Raw genomic sequence first — 18,524 nt, forward strand, 5'->3', positions numbered from 1 at the left:
ATGGCCTCGATGAAAGACTTTGCTGACCTGAAAGCGGTCAGCAAGCAATTGCGCGAGCAGGCCGAAGCGCGCGCGCAAGCCGAGGCCGAGCGCGCACGCACGGCCAAGGTGCAGGCACTGGAAGGCAATCTGTTCAAGGCCAGTATCGGCGGCGTCAAGCGCCTGCCGGAAAGCGACCGGTATGTCCCGAGCGCGCCGAAGACCAGCACTGCGGCGCCCGCGCCGGCGCGCAAGCTGAGCCAGGCAGAAGACGATGCGGCCGTGCTGCGCGAGTCGCTGTCGGATCTGTTCGAGGTCGACCACTACCTGGAGAACGATCCGGCGCTCAATTACGCCGCGCCCGGCATTGGCCCGGACGTGGTGAAAAAGATGCGCAAGGGCCACTGGCCGATCCAGGACGAACTCGACCTGCACGGCCTGCGCCGCGACGAGGCGCGCGACAGCATCGGCGCCTTTCTCGGCCACGCCACGCGGCGCAAGCTGCGCTGCGTGCGCGTGATTCATGGCAAGGGCTTCGGCTCGAAAGGCCAGGAACCGGTTCTGAAATCGATGGTGCACAGCTGGCTGGTGCAAAAAACCGAAGTGATCGCCTTTTGCCAGGCGCGCCGCTCCGAAGGCGGCGATGGCGCGCTGGTGGTGTTGCTGGCCTCAGCCTTGCAGGCGGTGCGCTAGGCGCACGTTCAGCCCCTCGTAAAAGTTATACCTAAGTTACACCACCACGGCCCCGTTTGTCACCATTCGGGGCCGTGTCATGTTAACCTGTGGCTACTTTTCCCGCTACCACGCACGACTCCATGCTGCTACCGCAACTGACACCAGGTTCGCTGATCAAACTGATTGAAGTGATCGCCATCCTGGTCGGTGCGTTTTCCGGTTTTATCGAGGCGCGCCGCAAGCGCATGGACCTGGTCGGCGTATTCGTGGTGGCCTTTATTACCGCGTTTGGCGGCGGCACGCTGCGCGATATCCTGCTCGACAAGCGCCCGCTGTTCTGGGTTTCGCACCAGGAATATGCCATCCTCATTTTCGTGCTGGCCCTGATCGCCGCGCCGCTGATCCAGCACCTGCGCCAGATCGTGTCAGAACGCCTGATCATCGTGGCCGACGCCATCGGCCTGGGCATGTTTGCCATTGCCGGCGTGGCCGAAGCCATGCGCGCCGGCATGCCGATCTTTATCGCCTCGATGATGGGAGTGATTACCGGCATCTTCGGCGGCGTGCTGCGCGACATTATCTGCAACGAAGTGCCGATGGTCTTTCGCGACGGCAAGCCCTACGCCATCTGCGCCTTTATCGGCTGCTGGGCCTACCTGCTGCAAATGCACTTCGGCGCCGAGCACGACTTTGCCCTGTGGACCAGCGCCGCCAGCATCACCATCATGCGGCTGGTGAGCTGGAAATTCGATATGCGGCTGAGCGGGTAGTAACAACAACGCAGGGTCAGTTCCGCCATTTGGACACAAGCTGGGCTGTAGCAATCACGGCTTTGCAACCGGAGACATATTCTTGCTCATACAGATGAGGCTGTGTCTGATTGGCGGAACTGACCCCGAGTTGCAGGGTATGGGCGGATTAGACTGCGTCCGGGCCGGTTTCGCCGGTGCGGATGCGGATCACCTGTTCGACGTCGCGCACGAAAATCTTGCCGTCGCCGATCTTGCCGGTGCGTGCCGCCTTGATAATGGCGTCGACCACCTGCTCGGACACGCTGTCGTCCACCACCACTTCAACCTTGACCTTGGGCAGAAAGTCGACCACGTATTCGGCGCCACGGTACAGCTCGGTGTGGCCCTTCTGGCGGCCAAAGCCCTTCACTTCCGTGACGGTCAGGCCGGTGACGTTCACGTCGGCCAGCGCTTCGCGCACTTCGTCGAGCTTGAATGGTTTGATAATGGCGGTAATCTGTTTCATGGTTTTCTCCTGGTCTTGAACATATTGATGCAATAATTTTTTTGGCTGGTTTTTATCGCGATGCCAACCATGTTGTCGGATTACGCGGGGCTTTGCCCCGCTAATCCGACCTACTCATAAAACTTTGACGTAATCGGATAGCGCCAGTCGCGCCCGAAGCCGCGGTGGGTCACGCGGATGCCGACCGGGGCCTGGCGGCGCTTGTATTCGTTGATCTTGATCAGGCGCGTGACGCGTGCCACGTCGGCAGCCGGGTAGCCAGCGGCGATGATCTCGTCGACCGGGCGGTTTTCTTCCATATACAGCTGCATGATGCCATCGAGAATGTCGTACGGCGGCAGCGAATCCTGGTCGAGCTGGTCGGCGCGCAGTTCGGCCGACGGGCCGCGCGTCAAGATGCGTTCGGGAATCACCTCGGCCACGCTATTGCGCCACGCACACAGGCGGTACACCAGCGTCTTGGCAATATCCTTGATCACGGCAAAGCCGCCGGCCATGTCGCCGTACAGCGTGCAGTAGCCGACCGCCATCTCGCTCTTGTTGCCGGTGGTAAGCACAATGCTGCCGTGCTTGTTCGACAGCGCCATCAAGAGCGTGCCGCGGATGCGCGCCTGAAGGTTTTCTTCGGTCGCGTCTTCCGGCAGGCCGGCAAATTCGGTGGCCAGCGTGGCGCGGAAAGCGTCGAAGGTGGCCTTGATCGGGATTTCATCGTAGCGCACGCCGAGGCGCTTGACCATGTCGCGCGAGTCGATCCAGGAAATATCGGCGGTGAACTGCGACGGCATCATCACCGCGCGCACCTTGTCGGCGCCCAGCGCATCGACGGCGATCGCCAGCGTCAGGGCCGAGTCGACGCCGCCCGACATGCCGATCAGCACGCCCGGAAAACCGTTCTTGACGATATAGTCGCGCACGCCCAGCACCAGCGCCTGGTAGACCTGCGCTTCAATCGCCAGCGCCGGCGCCACCGACTGCGCCAGCGGACGGGCACCATCGAACTCGACGATCTGCAAGTCTTCCTCGAAATGGCGCAGCTGCGCGCAGATGGTGCCCTCACTATCCATCACAAACGAATCGCCGTCGAAGATCAGTTCGTCCTGGCCGCCGACCAGGTTGGCATACACCAGCGCCATGCCTTGCGCGCACACATTCTTGCGCATGGTTTCGTAGCGCAGATGCTGCTTGTTCATGTGATACGGCGAGCCGTTCGGCACCAGCAGCACTTGCGCGCCGGCAGCGTGGGCGCGCTGCGGGGCGTGGCTGAACCAGGTGTCTTCACAGATATTGATGCCGAAGCGCACGCCCTTGACTGCAAACACGAAGGCCTGGTCGCTGGAGGTGAAATAACGCTTTTCGTCAAACACGGTGGTATTGGGCAAATCATGCTTGCGGTAGGTGCCCAGCACTTCGCCATTGCACAGCACGGAGGCGGCGTTGTAGCGGTGTTCGCCGCTCTCATCCTGCAGCGGCAGGCCGACCACCACGTGCAGGTCGGGGAACTGCGCCAGGTCGGCGGCCAGGGCGGCAAACGTCTGCTGCGTTTTTGCGTAGAATGCATTGCGCAGCAACAAATCCTCGGGTGGATAGCCGACCAGCGACAATTCCGGCGTGAGCACGATATCGGCGCCCAGTTCATGGGCACGGCGCGCCAGATCGAAGATGCGGGCGCGGTTGCCGGCCAGATCGCCGACCGTACTATTCATTTGAGCAATTGCGACTTTGACTGTCATGATGATGGCTATTTCGTTTATTAATTTTATTAAACAAGCGGGCAAGCGGAGCTGGCCCCGGCGGTGCGCAGGCCGATGGCGGCGGGCCGAAAGTGAAGAATGCACACGACAACGATGAATTATCGCACGGGTATCGTCTCGACTCTGGCTGAAATTGGCGAAGCTGCCTGGACCGGACTGCTGGCGCAGCAAGCCGAAGCCAATCCTTTTCTCTCCTATGCGTTCCTGCATGCGCTGCACGAGTCGCGCTGTGCCAGTATCGAATCGGGCTGGCAGCCCAACTATCTGGTGCTGTGGCAAGGCGACACGCTGGCCGCCGCCCTGCCGCTGTACCTGAAAATGCACTCCTACGGCGAGTATGTATTCGACTGGGCCTGGGCCAACGCCTACGCGGAGCATGGCCTTGCATATTACCCGAAACTGCTGTCGGCCATTCCGTTTACACCGGTCAGCGGCACGCGCTTGCTGGCGCGCGATGATTATGCGCGTGCGGCCCTGCTCAGCTTTTTGCAGCAACAGCAGCAGGCGGCCGAAGTGTCGTCCACGCATATCCTGTTCCCACCCGAAGAAGAGGCGCGGCAGCTTGGGCAGGCCGGCTTTTTGCTGCGCAGCGGCGTGCAGTTTCACTGGATCAATCCCGGCTATGCCGATTTTGAACAGTTCCTGGCCACGCTCGAACACAAGAAACGCAAGAATATCCGCGCCGAACGGCGCAAGGTGCTTGATGCCGGCGTGACCATGCGCCAGGTGCGCGGCGCCGATATCACGCCGGCACAGTGGGAGTTCTTCCACCGCTGCTACAGCAATACCTATGCCGAACACCGCTCCTCGCCTTACTTGAGCCTGGAATTTTTCCAGCGTATAGGCAGCAGCATGCCGGGCAATATCCTGCTGGTGCTGGCCGAACGCGAAGGCCGCCCGATTGCCGCCTCGCTGCTGATCCACACGGCCGACACGCTCTACGGGCGCTACTGGGGCGCGCTCGAACACGTACCCTGCCTGCATTTCGAGACCGCCTACTACCAGCCGCTGGAGTTCTGCATCGCGCAAGGCATCGCCACCTTTGAAGGCGGCGCCCAGGGCGAGCACAAGATGGCGCGCGGCTTCCTGCCGCAAAAGACCTGGTCGGCGCACTGGCTGGCCCATCCGGCCTTTGCCGACGCCGTGCAGCGCTTTCTCGAGCGCGAACGCGGCGGCATCGACGCCTATCTCGATGAGTTGCATGAGCATAGTCCGTTTCGCGCACCGCCTGCAGACTGACGCCACACTGCAACAATGGTTTGTTTTACAAGCAAAGCGCTTGTGTTAAGCTGCCATCCGCCCGCCTTTCAAGCGGGCAACAACCGGATATTCAACTTCTACTTGGTGGTGTAATTGCAAGCATTTAAATTGACTGGCGCACGTGTGGCGCGCCGCGGGAGCCGCGCATGACGGGCGTGATCGGCTGGTGGGAAGCGGCCCTGCTGGGCCTGATCCAGGGCCTGACCGAATTTTTACCTGTCTCGTCGAGTGCGCACCTGCGCATTATCGGCCCCTTCCTGCCTTCCGGCACCGACCCTGGCGCGGCGTTTACCGCCATTACCCAGATCGGCACCGAGCTGGCGGTACTGATTTACTTCCGCAAAGATATTTTGCGCATAGCGCTGGCGTGGTTTGCCGCCCTGCCCGGTACCGGCGCCAGTGCTGAAAAGAAAAACAATCCCGATGTGCGCCTGGGCTGGCTGGTGATTATCGGCTCGCTGCCGATCGCCATCCTGGGACTGGCGTTCCAGCATGCAATCGAAACCTATCTGCGCAATCTGTACCTGACAGCCGTCATGCTGATCGTGTTCGGCCTGATCCTGGGCGCGGCCGACCGCCATGGCCGCCATGCGCTATCGCTGTCGAGCATGCGCTGGCGCGACGGCATCATCTTCGGCTTTGCCCAGGCGATGGCGCTGATTCCTGGCGTCTCGCGCTCGGGCGGCACCATTACGGCCGGCTTGCTGATGGGCTATACGCGCGAAGCGGCAGCGCGCTACTCGTTCCTGCTGGCCATTCCAGCCGTGCTGGCCTCAGGCTTTTACCAGCTCTACAAGAGCTGGGGCGTAGCCGGCCCGGTCGCACCCGGCCCTACCCTGCTGGCCACGGCAATCGCCTTTTTTGTCGGTTACGGCGTGATCATGGTGTTCCTGCGCATCGTAAGCAGCCGCGGCTACTGGCCGTTTGTGGCCTACCGCATCGTACTGGGCGTGTTTGTGCTGGCTTTGCTGGGCATGGGCGTCATCCAGCCGCACTAAAAGCATGTCCATATAAAAAAGCCCCGCTCCTAGTAACAGGAGCGGGGCTTTTTCTTTGCCTGCAACAAATTACGAAGCGGCTTTTTCTGCGTCGGCCTTGTAAGCGGCTACGCCGTTCAGGATCTCGGCGCGGGCTTCGTCAACGCCGTACCAGCCGTCGATCTTGACCCATTTGCCTTTTTCCAGGTCTTTATAGTGCTCGAAGAAGTGCTGAATCTGGCGCAGGCGCAGTTCGTTCAGGTCTTCCGGCTTTTGCCAGTGGCTGTAGATCGACAATACTTTATCGACCGGCACGGCCAGCACCTTGGCGTCTTCACCGGATTCGTCGGTCATTTTCAACACGCCGATAGGACGGCAGCGCACGACTACGCCAGGAATCAGCGGGAACGGGGTGATCACCAGCACGTCGACCGGGTCGCCGTCCGGCGACAGCGTATTCGGCACATAGCCGTAGTTGCATGGGTAGTGCATGGCGGTGCCCATGAAGCGGTCAACGAAGATCGCGCCCGACTCTTTGTCCACTTCATACTTGATCGGATCAGCGTTCATCGGAATTTCGATGACCACGTTGAAATCGTTCGGCAGGTCGCGGCCGGAAGAAACATTATTCAAACTCATGGCAAGTCCTTATGTGCAGATTGTTTAACGGCGTAATTATAGTGAAGTCGGCATGGCTTGTGCGGCGCAACAGATAAAAAAACAGCCCGCCTTTCAATGAAAAACGGGCTGCCTGCAGCGCTTATAGAATTGTTGCCAGCGCACACTGGCGGTAATGGGCGGCCGCCTGTTCGTCCTGCTGCAGCCCCTCGTGCATCTGCGCCAGCTTCAGGTGCGCATCGCGCACCATATGCGGCTCGCCAGCGTCCGACAGCGCCTGTTCCAGATGACGCTGGGCCTTGCCCCACAGCTTTTGCTTCAGGCACAGCGAACCGAGCGTCAGCGCCAGTTCGGCGTCCAGCGGATGCTGGCGCTGCCACTGTTCGCAGTGTTCGATCTGCAGCAGCAGCGCCGGCGTGCCGGCTGGCGCCGCCGCTTCGCGGTAGGCGCGCAGCACGCGCTCGTCCCAGTCGGCCGCCAGCGACTCTTCGCAGACCAGCCGCGCTTCGTCGTGCAGGCCGCGCGCGTTGAGCGCCGTGGCGGCGCGGCAGGCGATATAAGGCTTGATGCGGTCGGCCGTGGGCACGGTCGACCAGACCCGCAGCAGCGACTCGGCGTCGTGCGACTTGTCCGACAGCAGATGCTCGTAGGCCAGCTCGCGCAGGCGCGACGACAGCGCCGGATGCAGTGCGCGGTGCTTGTCGAGCGAACGCACCAGGCGCAGCACTTCGGGCCAGTTCTTGGCCTGCTGCTCGGCTTTCAGCGACCATTGCAGCGCATGGATATGGCGCGTGCCGCTGGCGTTGAGTTCACGTACGGCCGCCAGCGCCGCCTCGGGCTGGTGATCATCGACCAGCAGCTCGGTGACCGTCATCAGGCGCGCCGTCTTCAGGGCGTTATCGTCTTCGATGCGCGCCAACCAGCTGTCGCGGCGCTCGGCCTGGCGCATGCGGTGCGCGGCGCGCGCGCCGATCAGCGCGGCCAGGCCGGCGTTGTCGGGCAGGTCGGCGGCGCGCAAGGCGGCTTTCTCGGCGTGGCCAAAGCGCCCTTCAAACAGCGCTTTGAGCGCTTCGCGCAGGCCCTTGTTGCTGTCGCGCTCGCGCTTGCGCAGGCGGTATGCCGCCACTTCGGCCGGCATGCGCGCCGTGGCACGCACGGCACGTACCAGCAGATACAGCGCGACGAACAGCAGCACCTGCATCAGCACGAAGAAATTGAGCGACAGGTCGATGCGATACGGCGGATAGAACAGCACCACGTTGCCGGGATTGAAACGGGCTGTCACGGCGATGCCGATCGCCGCGGCCATCAAGGCGAGTAACCAAAGAAATAAACGCATGACTTATGACTTCGCTTTGTAGTTGCGCACAGCCGTCAGGCTGTCCGACAAGGTCGGCATTTCAATCGCCAGATTGCTCGCCTGCACCTGGCGCAGCAGCGCCTGCGCCGTTTGCGTGACCCTGGCGCGGGTATCGAAATACTTGGCCAGCGCATCCTGGGCCGCGATCAGATCGTTACGGAATGCGGTTTCATTGCGCGACAGCAAGGCCATGCGCGCATTGAGCAGGCGCAGCTTGACGTTTTCACGCAGGAAGTACGACTGGGTCGGCGACAGCATCAGCGCCTCGGGCGTATCGACGCGACGGATGCGGATCAGCTGGCGCACGTCGTCCCACATGTCACCGCTCCAGCTGTTCCAGCCTTCGCGCACCTGCTGCAACAGCGGTTCCGGCGCGGGCGGGCCGACCAGCTTGCCATTGGCGTCCTTGACCGCCTGCACCTTGCCTGGCTTGACCGGCGCGGCTGGCAAGGCCGGCTTTTCGTCCGACAGCATCGGCAAGGCGTCGATCTGGGCAATCACGGCGTCCAGGCGCAGCGCCACGCCGGTCGAATCGACGCTCGGCAGGGCCTTGAGTTTTTCCATGTCGCGCCCGATGGCGCGGCGGATGGTAATGAATTGCGGCTTGTCCGAACGCGACAGGCTGCGGTCGGCATTTTGCAGCGCGATCAGCGCGCCGGGCACGTTACCGGCCAGCTGCAGCTGCTGGCTGGCGGTCGACAGTACCTGCTCGATCTCGGTCAGCGCCCATTCGTCGCGGTTCTTCGACAGGTCGTTATACAGCTGCTCGAGCGCCAGTTGCTGGCTTTGCGTCTCGCTCTGGCGGTTTTCCAGTGCGCCGACCTTGATCTGCAGCTCTTTCGTGCCTTCTTGCACGTTGCGCGCCAGCGCGCCCGTTTCGGCGTTGCTGACGTCGCCTTTTTGCAGGCGCTTGGCCACTTCCTCGCGCAGATTGCGTATCTTGCTGCTGCTCGACCAGCTTTGCGCGGCCAGCAGCACGGCCAGCACGATAATGGCAATGCTGGTGGGCTTTTGCAATTGCGTCAGCAAGGAAGGCGCGCGCGCACCGGATTGATCGGCAGCCTGCGGCGCCGTCGTGACGGTGCTGCCAGGCGTGGCATTCGGTTCGGAGTGTGTAGGCATTTCGTTCATGCTCGTGATTGTAACGCGGCAAGCACGCCTGCGTCGCCAGATCGTGTCAGGGTGACCCGCACAAAGCCCAGCGCCTGCGCCGATTGCGCGATGCGCGCGTGCGGTACGATCAAATGTTGCTGTTGCATTTTCGCAACAATGCCATGCTGTCCATCGCCATTGGCCAGGTCGATCTCGCCCAGCAAGCCCAACAGGCCGCGCAACGCTTCCGAGCTGGTGATGATCCAGTCATTATTCTGCTGCAATAGCTGTTCGAGCGTGGCACGCATGGCCGGGGTCAAGACTGGCGGCGCGCGCCGGTAGGCGGTCACAAAACTGACCTCGGCGCCGGCCTCGCGCAAGGCGTCGGCCAGAAAGTCGCGCCCGCCATCGCCACGCACGATCAGCACGCGCCGGCCGCGCAGCGCCGGCAGGTCGAGTGCCTGCAGCAGATGCTCGGAGTCGCTGGGCATGTTGGCGGCCGGACGATGGATCAAGGCGGTGGCGTCGGTCACGCCATGCGCAGCGAGCGCCAGCCGGCTGCCCTCGCCCACTACTGCCAGTGGCACGCCGGGCGGCCAGGCGGGCAGATGGGCAAATACGCAGTCGATCGCATTGGGCGAAACAAACACCACCAACTCGTGCCGCTGCAACTGCGCCAGAGCCGCCAGCAGTGCGTCAAGCTGTTCACCTTCAAGCGCATGGATTTCCAGCAGCGGCAGCACGTGTACCGGCAAGCCCAGCGCCGCCACGCTGGCCGCCAGCGGCCCGGCTTGCGCCGCCGGCCGCGTGATGACCACCGTATCAGGCATGCGGCGCCAGGCCCTCGTGCTGGTCGGGCGTAACGATGCACGACGCAAGGATGGCGCTGGCGTCCTGCTGGCGCAGCAGTTCGGCCACCTGTTCGCCCAGCTGTTCGGGCGCTTGCGCGTCGCCGGCCACGTCGGCGCTGGCCATGCGCGCGCCGTCGGGGGTGGCCACCATCGCGCGCAAACGCATTTGGTTGCCATCGACGGTGGCAAACGCGGCCAGCGGAATCTGGCAGCTGCCACCGAAGATTTTCGATACCTTGCGCTCGGCCGTCACCGCCTGGGCAGTGGCCGTGTGGTTGAGCGGCGCCAGCAGGCGCTGCAGGTCGACGCCATCGCTGCGCCCGGCCAGGATTTCAATTGCCATAGCGCCCTGGCCGGCGGCCGGCAGGCTGTATTCGGGATCGAGCACGGCGCGGATGCGCTGTTCCAGGCCCAGGCGCTTGAGACCGGCGGCGGCCAGGATAATGGCTGCATAGTCACCTCGGTCCAGCTTGCCCAGGCGCGTGTCGAGGTTGCCGCGCAGCGGCAAAATGGTCAGGTGCGGATAGCGCGCCGCGATCAGCGACTGGCGGCGCAGGCTGCTGGTGCCAACCACGGCGCCGTGCGGCAGCTCGTCCAGGCTGGCATAGTCATTCGAGACAAACGCATCGCGCGGATCTTCACGTTCCAGAATGGCGGCCAGTTCATAGCCGTCGGGCAGCTCCATCGGCACGTCTTTCAGCGAATGCACGGCCAGGTCGGCACGGCCTTCCTGCATCGCCACTTCCAGTTCCTTGACGAACAGGCCCTTGCCGCCGACCTTGGACAGCGCGCGGTCAAGGATTTGATCGCCGCGTGTGGTCATGCCGAGGATCTCCACGCTACACTGCGGATACAGGGCGGCCAGGCGCGCGCGCACATGCTCGGCCTGCCACATGGCCAGGCGGCTTTCACGCGATGCAATAATCAGCCTGGCAGGCACGGTGTAATTCTGTTCTTGGTTCAGTTCGGATGCATTCAAAACAAGTTCTTTCGCTATGTTTATTCACACTAATGGCGTCATCGCGCCGGCCGTCGCTATAATCGTGTTGCCTTTGCCTCTACGGCCAATGACATCCAACCAAGGCCAGCGTCCATGCTAAATACCACAAATTTTATCATGCGCCCCTACCCAACTGCGGCCAAACGCCCGGTGCGATCCTCATTTCCTTGCTTTTACACCTATATTGGTTACAACTATGCTCAATGACGTCCATGCACCCCAGACGGCCGCTCCGGCCACGCTTGATAAAGATGCTCCGCTGAAAGAAGATATCCGCCTGCTCGGCCGCCTGCTTGGCGACGTGCTGCGCGAGCAAGAGGGCGATGCTGTCTTCAATGTGGTGGAAACCATCCGCCAGACGTCGGTGCGTTTCCGCCGCGAAGACGATGCCGAAGCCGCCATGGAACTCGACGCCATGCTCAAGGACCTGACGCGCAACCAGACCATCTCGGTGGTGCGCGCCTTTTCCTATTTTTCGCATCTGGCCAATATTGCCGAAGACCAGCACCATATCCGCCGCCGCCGCGCCCACCTGCTGGCCGGCTCGCCGGCGCAAAAAGGCAGCATCAGCTTTGCGCTGAAAAAACTGCATGGCGCCGGCGTGCCGCGCGCGACCATCAAGCGCTTCTTTGACGACGCACTGATCGCACCGGTGCTGACGGCTCACCCGACCGAAGTGCAGCGCAAGAGCATTCTCGACGCCGAGCACGATATCGCGCGCCTGCTGGCCGAGCGCGACCTGCCGCAAACACCGAAGGAGCAGCGCGCCAACCTGCAGCTGCTGCGCGCGCGCGTCTCGACGCTGTGGCAGACGCGCATGCTGCGCTACTCGAAGCTGACGGTGGCCGATGAAATCGAGAATGCGCTGTCGTACTACCGCATCACCTTCCTGCGCGAGTTGCCGGCCCTGTACGACGATATCGAGGACGATATCGCCGCCGAATACCCGAACGCCGACGGCACAACCGAGGCGATCAATGCCGCCTACGTACAGATGGGCAGCTGGATCGGCGGCGACCGCGACGGCAACCCGAATGTGAACGCTGGCACCATGCAGCACGCGCTGGTGCGCCACGCCACCACCGTGCTCGACTTTTATCTCGATGAAGCCCATGCGCTGGGCGCCGAACTGTCGGTCTCGACGCTGATGGTGCCGGCCAGCGCGCCGCTGCTGGCGCTGGCTGAACAGTCGCCGGACGCCTCGCCGCACCGCAGCGACGAACCGTACCGGCGCGCCCTGATCGGCGTCTATGCACGCCTGGCCGCTACCGCGCGCAGCCTGGGCGCCACCAACATCCTGCGCAAGGAAGTGGGCAGCGCCGCGCCCTACCCTGACGCTGGCGCGTTTGTGGCCGATCTGCGCGTGATCGTCGCTTCGCTGGAAGCACACCACGGCGGCGCGCTGGTGCGTCCGCGCCTGTCGACGCTGCTGCGCGCGGCCGAGATTTTCGGCTTCCACCTGGCGTCGCTCGACATGCGTCAGACCTCCGATGTGCACCAGCGCGTGCTGGCCGAGCTGTTTGCCCACAGCGGCGTGGCGCCCGACTACGCAGCGCTGTCCGAAGAAGAAAAAGAAACGCTGCTGCTGGCGGAACTGGCGCAGCCGCGCCTGCTCTATTCGCCGTATATCACTTACAGCGATGAAACCAATTCGGAACTGGCCATCCTGCGCGCCGCGCGCGAGATCCGCCAGCGCTATGGCGCGCGGGCGATACGCAACTACATCATTTCGCATACCGAAACCGTGTCGGACCTGCTGGAAGTGCTGCTGCTGCAAAAGGAAACCGGCCTGCTGCGCACCGAAGGCGGCGACAGCACCTGCGAACTGATGGTCATTCCGCTGTTTGAAACCATCCCCGACCTGCAGCGCGCGGCCGGCATCATGAGCCGCACCATGGCGCTGCCGTTGGTCAAGCAGCTGATCGCGCGCCAGGGCCAGTTGCAGGAAGTCATGCTCGGCTATTCGGATTCGAACAAGGACGGCGGTTTCCTGACCTCGAACTGGGAACTGTACAAGGCCGAGCTGGCGCTGGTGGCGGACTTCCGCCAGGCCGGCGTCAAGCTGCGCCTGTTCCATGGCCGCGGCGGCACGGTCGGACGTGGCGGCGGCCCCAGCTACGAGGCCATCCTGGCGCAGCCGCCAGGCACCGTCAATGGCCAGATCCGCCTGACGGAACAGGGCGAAATCATCGCCTCGAAGTTCTCCAATGCGGAAATCGGTCGGCGCAACCTGGAACTGCTGGTAGCGGCCACGCTGGAGGCGAGCCTGACGCCGCAGGAAGACGATGCGGCGCGCAGCAGTACGCTGGCGCAGTTTGAAAGCGTAATGGCCGAACTGTCGCAGCTGGCCTACAAGGCGTATCGCAACCTGGTCTATGAAACACCGGGCTTTACCGAGTATTTCTTTGCCGCCACACCAATTGCCGAAATTGCCGAACTGAACCTCGGTTCGCGCCCCGCTTCGCGCAAGGCCAACCAGCGCATCGAAGACCTGCGCGCCATTCCCTGGGGTTTTTCCTGGGGCCAGTGCCGCCTGCTGCTGCCGGGCTGGTACGGTTTTGGCAGCGCCATCGGCGCCTGGATCAACGACGCGCAAGGCGGCTCGAAAGACGAGCGCATCGCCACGCTGCGCGCCATGCATGCGCAGTGGCCGTTCTTTGCCACGCTGCTGTCGAACATGGACATGGTACTGGCCAAGACCGACCTGGCGATCGCCTCGCGCTATGCCGAGCTGGTGGCCGATACCGAACTGCGCGAGCGCATCTACAAGCGCATCACGCAGGAGCATGGCCATACGCTGCAATGCCTGGAGCTGATCACCGGCAAGGCCGAGCGCCTGGCCGGCAACCCGATGCTGGCGCGCTCGATCCAGAACCGCTTTGCCTACCTCGATCCGCTGAACCATCTGCAGGTCGAACTGATCAAGCGCCACCGCGCACTATCAAGCAGCGGCGACGTCGACGAGCGCGTGCACCGCGGCATTCAGCTGTCGATCAACGGCGTGGCGGCGGGGTTGCGTAATACGGGCTGATGGGCATGCATCGTAGGTCGGATTAGGCCCTGCGGGCCGTAATCCGACACCACCGCGAACGTCAACAATGTTGTCGGATTACGGCCTCTTTGGGGCCTAATCCGACCTACGGTCCTTGCGCTTTTTGCGCCAGAGCCGGCGCGCCAGCAGGGCGCCGCCGACCAGCAGCGCCAGCAAGCCGCCGCCAGCGAGCCCCACCGGCAACGGCAGCACGCTGCGCTGTGGCAGCGCGCTGGCCAGGCCGTCGCGTAGTGATGCCGGGAAAGGCCGTGGCTCGACCGGCACGATCTTCCAGTCGGCGTGATCGGCCGGTGCGCGCGCCATGAATTCGTCATAGGAAAATACCGGCGCCGAACCGAAGGCGCGGCTCGATGGAAACTGCGGAATGCGCACCAGGATCAGCGCCTCGACATCGCTTTGCAGCTGCTGCTCGAATGGCGTCAGCACCCTGCCCGGCTTGCCGCTAACCAGTTGCAGCAGATCCTGGCCTGCCGCGTCAAAGGCCACGGCCGGATACAGCCGGGTCTGCTCTTCATTCAGATACTCGTAAGCCTTGCGCCCTTCGGTCAGCTTGCCTGTACTGATCGCCTTGTAGGGATAGCCGGCCAGCGCCATCAGCGCGTGGGTCGGACCGCGCTGCGGAATATGCCAGCCCAGCGCGGCAAACACGTCCATGCTGAGGCCGGCGCAATTGTTCAGCGCGCCGTCATAGGCAATATCGTGCCGGTAATACTGGTTGTAGATACGCTGCACGCCGCCCTGATAGGCTGCAGCCGTGCGCGCCTGATTGAGCACCGCCACCAGCATATACGAGGGGCGGTAATACGATTGCCCGCTATTCAGGTCGGCAAGATAGTTATCCATCGGCACGGGCGCGGCCAGGATGCCCTTTTCGCCATACGCATCGAGCGCATAAAAATTGTTGACGATCCAGTCGGCCATCTCGCCGCCCGGCCCCATGGTGCCGGTGGCAATCGCAAAGTGGCCGCCATAGGCTTCGTCATCGTCGCCCTGGGCGCCATTGAGCATGATGCCGAGCACGGGACGGCCCTGCCACTGGCGCCCCGCTCCCGGATGGCGCTCCCAGATCAGCCGGTTGTCATAGGCACTTTTCGCGCCGCCATCGTGCGCACGGACATAGTCGACCAGCGCGTTCTTGCCGGCCAGCGGCGCAAGACGCAGCGACTGCGCCTTGATGACATAGTCGCTGGGCCAGATGGTGCGCGCCACGAAACGCGGCTGGCCGTCATGCTGTTGCGCGCTGCCCCGCATGCGCACCGGCCCGGCGCCAAAAAAAGCCAGTGTACTGGCGTCGAAGTAAGACAGGTTGGTGGCAATTTTCGGCACTGGCTGCCACGGCAGCAGCGCGCCGCCGGGCAGCTTAAGGCTGGCGCCATCGGGTGCAATGGCGGCCTCGACCGTTTGTGGCGCCCCGAGCCAGACCAGCCCCGGGTAGGCCAAGGCTTGCGCGCCACTGGCAGCCCAGGCCTGCACGTCATCCCGGCCGCGTTCGGTAGTGGAAAATCCCGAGACGGGCAAGCCAGCTTTGGGCACGGCAATGACTTCGTCACGGAAATAAAACAGCGCCTGCGGCAGTGCTGCACAGTCCTTGCACTGGCCATCGGCCAGGCGAAAGTCCGAGCCCGGATACAGGCCCAGGCGCTGGCCTTGCAGCGCATCGCGCACGCCAGGCGGTGGCACCGCACCGGTATCGGCAGCAGCAAAGGCCTGGCCAGCCAGGTTGACAATCAGCGCCGCCATTATCGTACGGGCAAGGTTCTTGCGGTCAAGCATGGATCAACGACTCCCGAAGAAGATGCTTCACGCCGGGCCATGGCGGCCAGGCAGCAATATGACAGGTAAATCGGCATTGATACTACCTCATGCAGGCATGGTGTTCGTTGCGCAAAGGCAAAAAAAACGCCGCATCGAATGCGGCGTTCCGGTGTGTCGCATGTCCTGCCGCGCCGTTGCCGTCGCGGTCAAGCCACTGTACCTCAGTTTTGCGTCAGGAACGTTTTCAGCTTGTCCGAACGCGACGGCTGGCGCAGCTTGCTCATGGCTTTTGCCTCGATCTGGCGGATGCGCTCGCGCGTCACGTCAAATTGCTTGCCCACTTCTTCGAGCGTGTGGTCGTTCGACATTTCCACGCCATAGCGCATGCGCAGCACTTTCGCTTCGCGCGGGGTCAGCGAGTCCAGCACTTCCTTGATCACGTTGCGCATCGAGGCGTGCAGCGCGGCGTCCAGCGGCGCGAGCGTGGCGTTGTCTTCGATAAAGTCGCCCAGCTGCGAATCGCCATCTTCGCCCATCGGCGTTTCCATGGAAATCGGCTCCTTGGCGATCTTCATGATTTCACGCACTTTGTTTTCCGGCATTTCCATCTTGACGGCCAGCGTCGCCAGGTCCGGCTCGCTGCCGGTTTCCTGCATGATCTGGCGCGAGATGCGGTTCATCTTGTTGATCGTCTCGATCATGTGTACCGGCACGCGGATGGTGCGCGCCATGTCGGCGATCGAACGCGTGATGGCCTGACGGATCCACCAGGTGGCGTAGGTCGAGAACTTGTAGCCACGACGGTACTCGAACTTGTCGACCGCTTTCAACAGACCGATATTGCCTTCCTGGATCAGATCGAGGAATTGCAGGCCGCGGTTGATGTATTTCTTGGCGATCGAAATCACCAGGCGCAAGTTGGCTACCGTCATTTCACGCTTGGCGTGACGGGCGCGCTTCTCGCCGGCCGCCATCTGCTTGTTGGTCTTGCGCAGTTCGGCCAGTGGCATGGCCACGCGTTCCTGCAGGTCGATCATCTTCTTCTGCAGCTCTTTGACGGCAGGCACGTTGCGGCCCAAAATGGCGCTGTACGGATAGGCGCAATCGACTTCGCGGTCGACCCATTCCAGATCCGTTTCATTGCCCGGGAAGACCTTGATGAAGTGCGCGCGCGGCATGCCGCATTTGTTGACGCACAGTTCCAGCACGGCGCGCTCGATATGGCGCACTTCTTCCATCTGGCCGCGCAGCGTGTCGCACAGCTTTTCAACCACCTTGGCCGTAAAGCGGATGCCCAGCAGTTCCTGCGAGATCGCTTCCTGCGCCTTGACATAGGCTTTCGAGTTGTAGCCTTCCGGCGCCTTACGCATTTTTTCGTACTGGCTGGCGATGACGTCGAATTTTTCCAGCGCGCTTTTCTTCAGCTGCACCAGTTGCTCGCTCGAGAAACCGGCCGCGCCGCCATTGGCGTCGCCGTCTTCTTCCTCGACTTCTTCTTCCTCTTCCTCGTCGTCGCCATTCTCGCTGGCAGCGGCCGGCGCAGCGGGCGCAGGTGCAGCGGGCGCATTGCTTTCGTTGAGGTCGACAAAACCGTCGACCACTTCATCGACCTTGACTTCGTCGCGCTCGATCTTCTGCGCCAGCGCAACGATTTCGCCGATGGTGGTCGGGCAGGCCGAAATGGCCTGGATCATGTCTTTCAGGCCGCCTTCGATACGCTTGGCGATCTCGATCTCGCCTTCGCGCGTCAGCAGCGCCACCGCGCCCATTTCACGCATGTACATGCGCACCGGGTCGGTAGTGCGGCCGAAGTCGGAATCGACCGTCGACAGCGCGGTGGCGGCAGCCGCTTCGACTTCGTCGTCGCTGGTGACGGTGGCGACGTTATCGGTCAGCAACAGGCTTTCCGCGTCAGGGGCGCGCTCGTAGACGGCGATGCCCATGTCGTTGAAAGTCGCGATAATGCCTTCGATCGCTTCCGGATCGATGATATTTTCCGGCAACTGGTCATTGATCTCGGCATAGGTCAGGAAACCGCGCTCCTTGCCCATGTTGATCAGGCCGGTAATTTGCTTGCGGCGACGCTCGAGGTCGGCCGCCGATGCTTCCGGATCGCCCAGCGCGTCGGCCATGGCGCCCTTGGCCTTGCGGTCGCGCGCTTTCGAGACCGCCTTCAGTTCGGCGCGCTCGACCGCGTTCAGTGCTGCCACTTCGTCGTTTTCCGGCGTAAATTCGCTCGGCTTGCGGCCACGGCGGCCTGGCACCTTGACGGTCGGCAGGAAATAATTCGAGGTATCGATGGCAGCCAGGGCATCGGCATCGGTGGTCTTGCTGACCGCCTGCGCGCCGCTGATGACGGTCACCGGCGCCTGCTCGACCTTGGCGCGCACGACTTTGGAACGGGTCGGCGCACTCACCTTGGCCGACGACGCATTGTCGGCCAGCTTGCGCGGGGCAGCGGCAATCTTGACGGACGGTGCAATTTTCACGCTTGGCGCCCGCGATGCTTCTGCTGCCTCTGGCGCTGCTGGTGCCTCGGCATGAGTCTCGGCCGCCATCTCGGCCGCTGGCGCCACGACCGGCGCTTCTGCTGCGGCCTCTGACGGCGCCATGGCGGCCAGGCGCGAACGGCTCTTCTTGACTACCGTAACCACGGTTGGTGTAGTCACGGTTGCCACGGCGGCTTCCGGATTTGCTTGCGCATTATCGATATAGTACGATAAAGTCGTTTTCGGCACGGCAAGCTGAGCCGGTGCAGGACGCGGCGCTTTGGCGGACAACGTTAAAGTTTTTGGCGTATTCTTCATAGATATCTCTTAATGCGAGACCAGATGGTGTCGGCGCGAAGTGAATGATTCCACCTAAGCCTGCGAAACCGGACTCGATGGAGCGTATTG

The 18,524-nt window shown here is 62.7% G+C and carries 14 protein-coding genes; 5 read left to right on the forward strand and 9 right to left on the reverse strand.

Features of this window, described 5'->3' with window-relative positions; genetic code table 11:
* Positions 1-672 carry a Smr/MutS family protein gene (locus tag GCM43_RS11945; RefSeq protein ID WP_152244482.1) on the forward strand — a complete coding sequence of 224 codons (672 nt, stop codon included), beginning with the start codon at positions 1-3 and terminating at the stop codon, positions 670-672.
* A 122-nt stretch (positions 673-794) separates the two neighbouring features.
* The gene (locus tag GCM43_RS11950) at positions 795-1,424 is read left to right on the forward strand and encodes a trimeric intracellular cation channel family protein (protein WP_152244484.1); all 630 of its coding nucleotides are present in this window, start codon (positions 795-797) and stop codon (positions 1,422-1,424) included.
* A gap of 148 nt (positions 1,425-1,572) precedes the next feature.
* Here GCM43_RS11950 and GCM43_RS11955 read toward each other — a convergent pair whose 3' ends face one another.
* Both GCM43_RS11955 and GCM43_RS11960 read right to left on the reverse strand, forming a co-directional pair.
* Positions 1,573-1,911 carry a P-II family nitrogen regulator gene (locus GCM43_RS11955; RefSeq protein WP_152244486.1) on the reverse strand — a complete coding sequence of 113 codons (339 nt, stop codon included), beginning with the start codon at positions 1,909-1,911 and terminating at the stop codon, positions 1,573-1,575.
* Between the two features lie 110 nt (positions 1,912-2,021).
* Positions 2,022-3,641 (reverse strand): NAD+ synthase, encoded by a 1,620-nt coding sequence (locus GCM43_RS11960; RefSeq protein ID WP_152244487.1) that lies wholly within the window; start codon positions 3,639-3,641, stop codon positions 2,022-2,024.
* A gap of 114 nt (positions 3,642-3,755) precedes the next feature.
* On the opposite strand from GCM43_RS11960, the gene GCM43_RS11965 reads away from it, so the two are divergent.
* Positions 3,756-4,901 (forward strand): GNAT family N-acetyltransferase, encoded by a 1,146-nt coding sequence (locus tag GCM43_RS11965; protein ID WP_152244488.1) that lies wholly within the window; start codon positions 3,756-3,758, stop codon positions 4,899-4,901.
* A 167-nt stretch (positions 4,902-5,068) separates the two neighbouring features.
* Positions 5,069-5,920 carry an undecaprenyl-diphosphate phosphatase gene (locus GCM43_RS11970; protein ID WP_152244489.1) on the forward strand — a complete coding sequence of 284 codons (852 nt, stop codon included), beginning with the start codon at positions 5,069-5,071 and terminating at the stop codon, positions 5,918-5,920.
* Positions 5,921-5,989: 69 nt separating this feature from the next.
* Here the strand turns inward: GCM43_RS11970 and ppa are convergent, their stop codons facing one another.
* The 5 genes from ppa to hemC all read right to left on the reverse strand — a co-directional run bounded on the left by ppa (position 5,990) and on the right by hemC (position 10,799).
* Positions 5,990-6,538: an inorganic diphosphatase gene (ppa, locus tag GCM43_RS11975; protein WP_152244490.1), complete on the reverse strand. Its 549-nt coding sequence runs from the start codon at positions 6,536-6,538 to the stop codon at positions 5,990-5,992.
* A gap of 121 nt (positions 6,539-6,659) precedes the next feature.
* The gene (locus GCM43_RS11980; RefSeq protein WP_152244491.1) at positions 6,660-7,856 is read right to left on the reverse strand and encodes a heme biosynthesis protein HemY; all 1,197 of its coding nucleotides are present in this window, start codon (positions 7,854-7,856) and stop codon (positions 6,660-6,662) included.
* A gap of 3 nt (positions 7,857-7,859) precedes the next feature.
* Positions 7,860-9,008: a uroporphyrinogen-III C-methyltransferase gene (locus GCM43_RS11985; RefSeq protein WP_152244492.1), complete on the reverse strand. Its 1,149-nt coding sequence runs from the start codon at positions 9,006-9,008 to the stop codon at positions 7,860-7,862.
* Positions 9,005-9,799, reverse strand: coding sequence for a uroporphyrinogen-III synthase (locus GCM43_RS11990; protein WP_152244493.1), 795 nt, complete (start codon positions 9,797-9,799; stop codon positions 9,005-9,007). Before GCM43_RS11990 ends, GCM43_RS11985 begins: the two co-directional genes overlap by 4 nt.
* Positions 9,792-10,799 (reverse strand): hydroxymethylbilane synthase, encoded by a 1,008-nt coding sequence (hemC, locus tag GCM43_RS11995; protein ID WP_152244494.1) that lies wholly within the window; start codon positions 10,797-10,799, stop codon positions 9,792-9,794. The genes GCM43_RS11990 and hemC overlap by 8 nt, the downstream gene beginning before the upstream one ends.
* Before the next feature lie 217 nt (positions 10,800-11,016).
* Here hemC and ppc point away from each other — a divergent pair, with 217 nt between their 5' ends.
* Positions 11,017-13,851 (forward strand): phosphoenolpyruvate carboxylase, encoded by a 2,835-nt coding sequence (ppc, locus tag GCM43_RS12000; protein ID WP_152244495.1) that lies wholly within the window; start codon positions 11,017-11,019, stop codon positions 13,849-13,851.
* A 96-nt stretch (positions 13,852-13,947) separates the two neighbouring features.
* On the opposite strand, the gene GCM43_RS12005 is transcribed toward ppc, so the two are convergent.
* Both GCM43_RS12005 and rpoD read right to left on the reverse strand, forming a co-directional pair.
* Positions 13,948-15,645 (reverse strand): hypothetical protein, encoded by a 1,698-nt coding sequence (locus tag GCM43_RS12005; protein ID WP_152244496.1) that lies wholly within the window; start codon positions 15,643-15,645, stop codon positions 13,948-13,950.
* Positions 15,646-15,848: 203 nt separating this feature from the next.
* Positions 15,849-18,434, reverse strand: a complete 2,586-nt coding sequence (gene rpoD / locus GCM43_RS12010; protein WP_152244497.1) for an RNA polymerase sigma factor RpoD — start codon at positions 18,432-18,434, stop codon at positions 15,849-15,851.
* Positions 18,435-18,524 lie beyond the last annotated feature (90 nt).

Origin of the sequence: Janthinobacterium aquaticum (assembly GCF_009208565.1) — a bacterium.
Lineage (GTDB): Bacteria > Pseudomonadota > Gammaproteobacteria > Burkholderiales > Burkholderiaceae_D > Janthinobacterium.

What these genes read in the sequence shown, in the direction of transcription:
- GCM43_RS11945 (WP_152244482.1), top strand. Translation starts at nt 1, where the DNA reads ATGGCCTCGATGAAAGACTTTGCTGACCTGAAAGCGGTCAGCAAGCAA.
- GCM43_RS11950 (WP_152244484.1), top strand. Translation starts at nt 795, where the DNA reads ATGCTGCTACCGCAACTGACACCAGGTTCGCTGATCAAACTGATTGAA.
- GCM43_RS11955 (WP_152244486.1), bottom strand. Translation starts at nt 1,911, where the DNA reads ATGAAACAGATTACCGCCATTATCAAACCATTCAAGCTCGACGAAGTG.
- GCM43_RS11960 (WP_152244487.1), bottom strand. Translation starts at nt 3,641, where the DNA reads ATGACAGTCAAAGTCGCAATTGCTCAAATGAATAGTACGGTCGGCGAT.
- GCM43_RS11965 (WP_152244488.1), top strand. Translation starts at nt 3,756, where the DNA reads ATGAATTATCGCACGGGTATCGTCTCGACTCTGGCTGAAATTGGCGAA.
- GCM43_RS11970 (WP_152244489.1), top strand. Translation starts at nt 5,069, where the DNA reads ATGACGGGCGTGATCGGCTGGTGGGAAGCGGCCCTGCTGGGCCTGATC.
- ppa (WP_152244490.1), bottom strand. Translation starts at nt 6,538, where the DNA reads ATGAGTTTGAATAATGTTTCTTCCGGCCGCGACCTGCCGAACGATTTC.
- GCM43_RS11980 (WP_152244491.1), bottom strand. Translation starts at nt 7,856, where the DNA reads ATGCGTTTATTTCTTTGGTTACTCGCCTTGATGGCCGCGGCGATCGGC.
- GCM43_RS11985 (WP_152244492.1), bottom strand. Translation starts at nt 9,008, where the DNA reads ATGAACGAAATGCCTACACACTCCGAACCGAATGCCACGCCTGGCAGC.
- GCM43_RS11990 (WP_152244493.1), bottom strand. Translation starts at nt 9,799, where the DNA reads ATGCCTGATACGGTGGTCATCACGCGGCCGGCGGCGCAAGCCGGGCCG.
- ppc (WP_152244495.1), top strand. Translation starts at nt 11,017, where the DNA reads ATGCTCAATGACGTCCATGCACCCCAGACGGCCGCTCCGGCCACGCTT.
- GCM43_RS12005 (WP_152244496.1), bottom strand. Translation starts at nt 15,645, where the DNA reads ATGCTTGACCGCAAGAACCTTGCCCGTACGATAATGGCGGCGCTGATT.
- rpoD (WP_152244497.1), bottom strand. Translation starts at nt 18,434, where the DNA reads ATGAAGAATACGCCAAAAACTTTAACGTTGTCCGCCAAAGCGCCGCGT.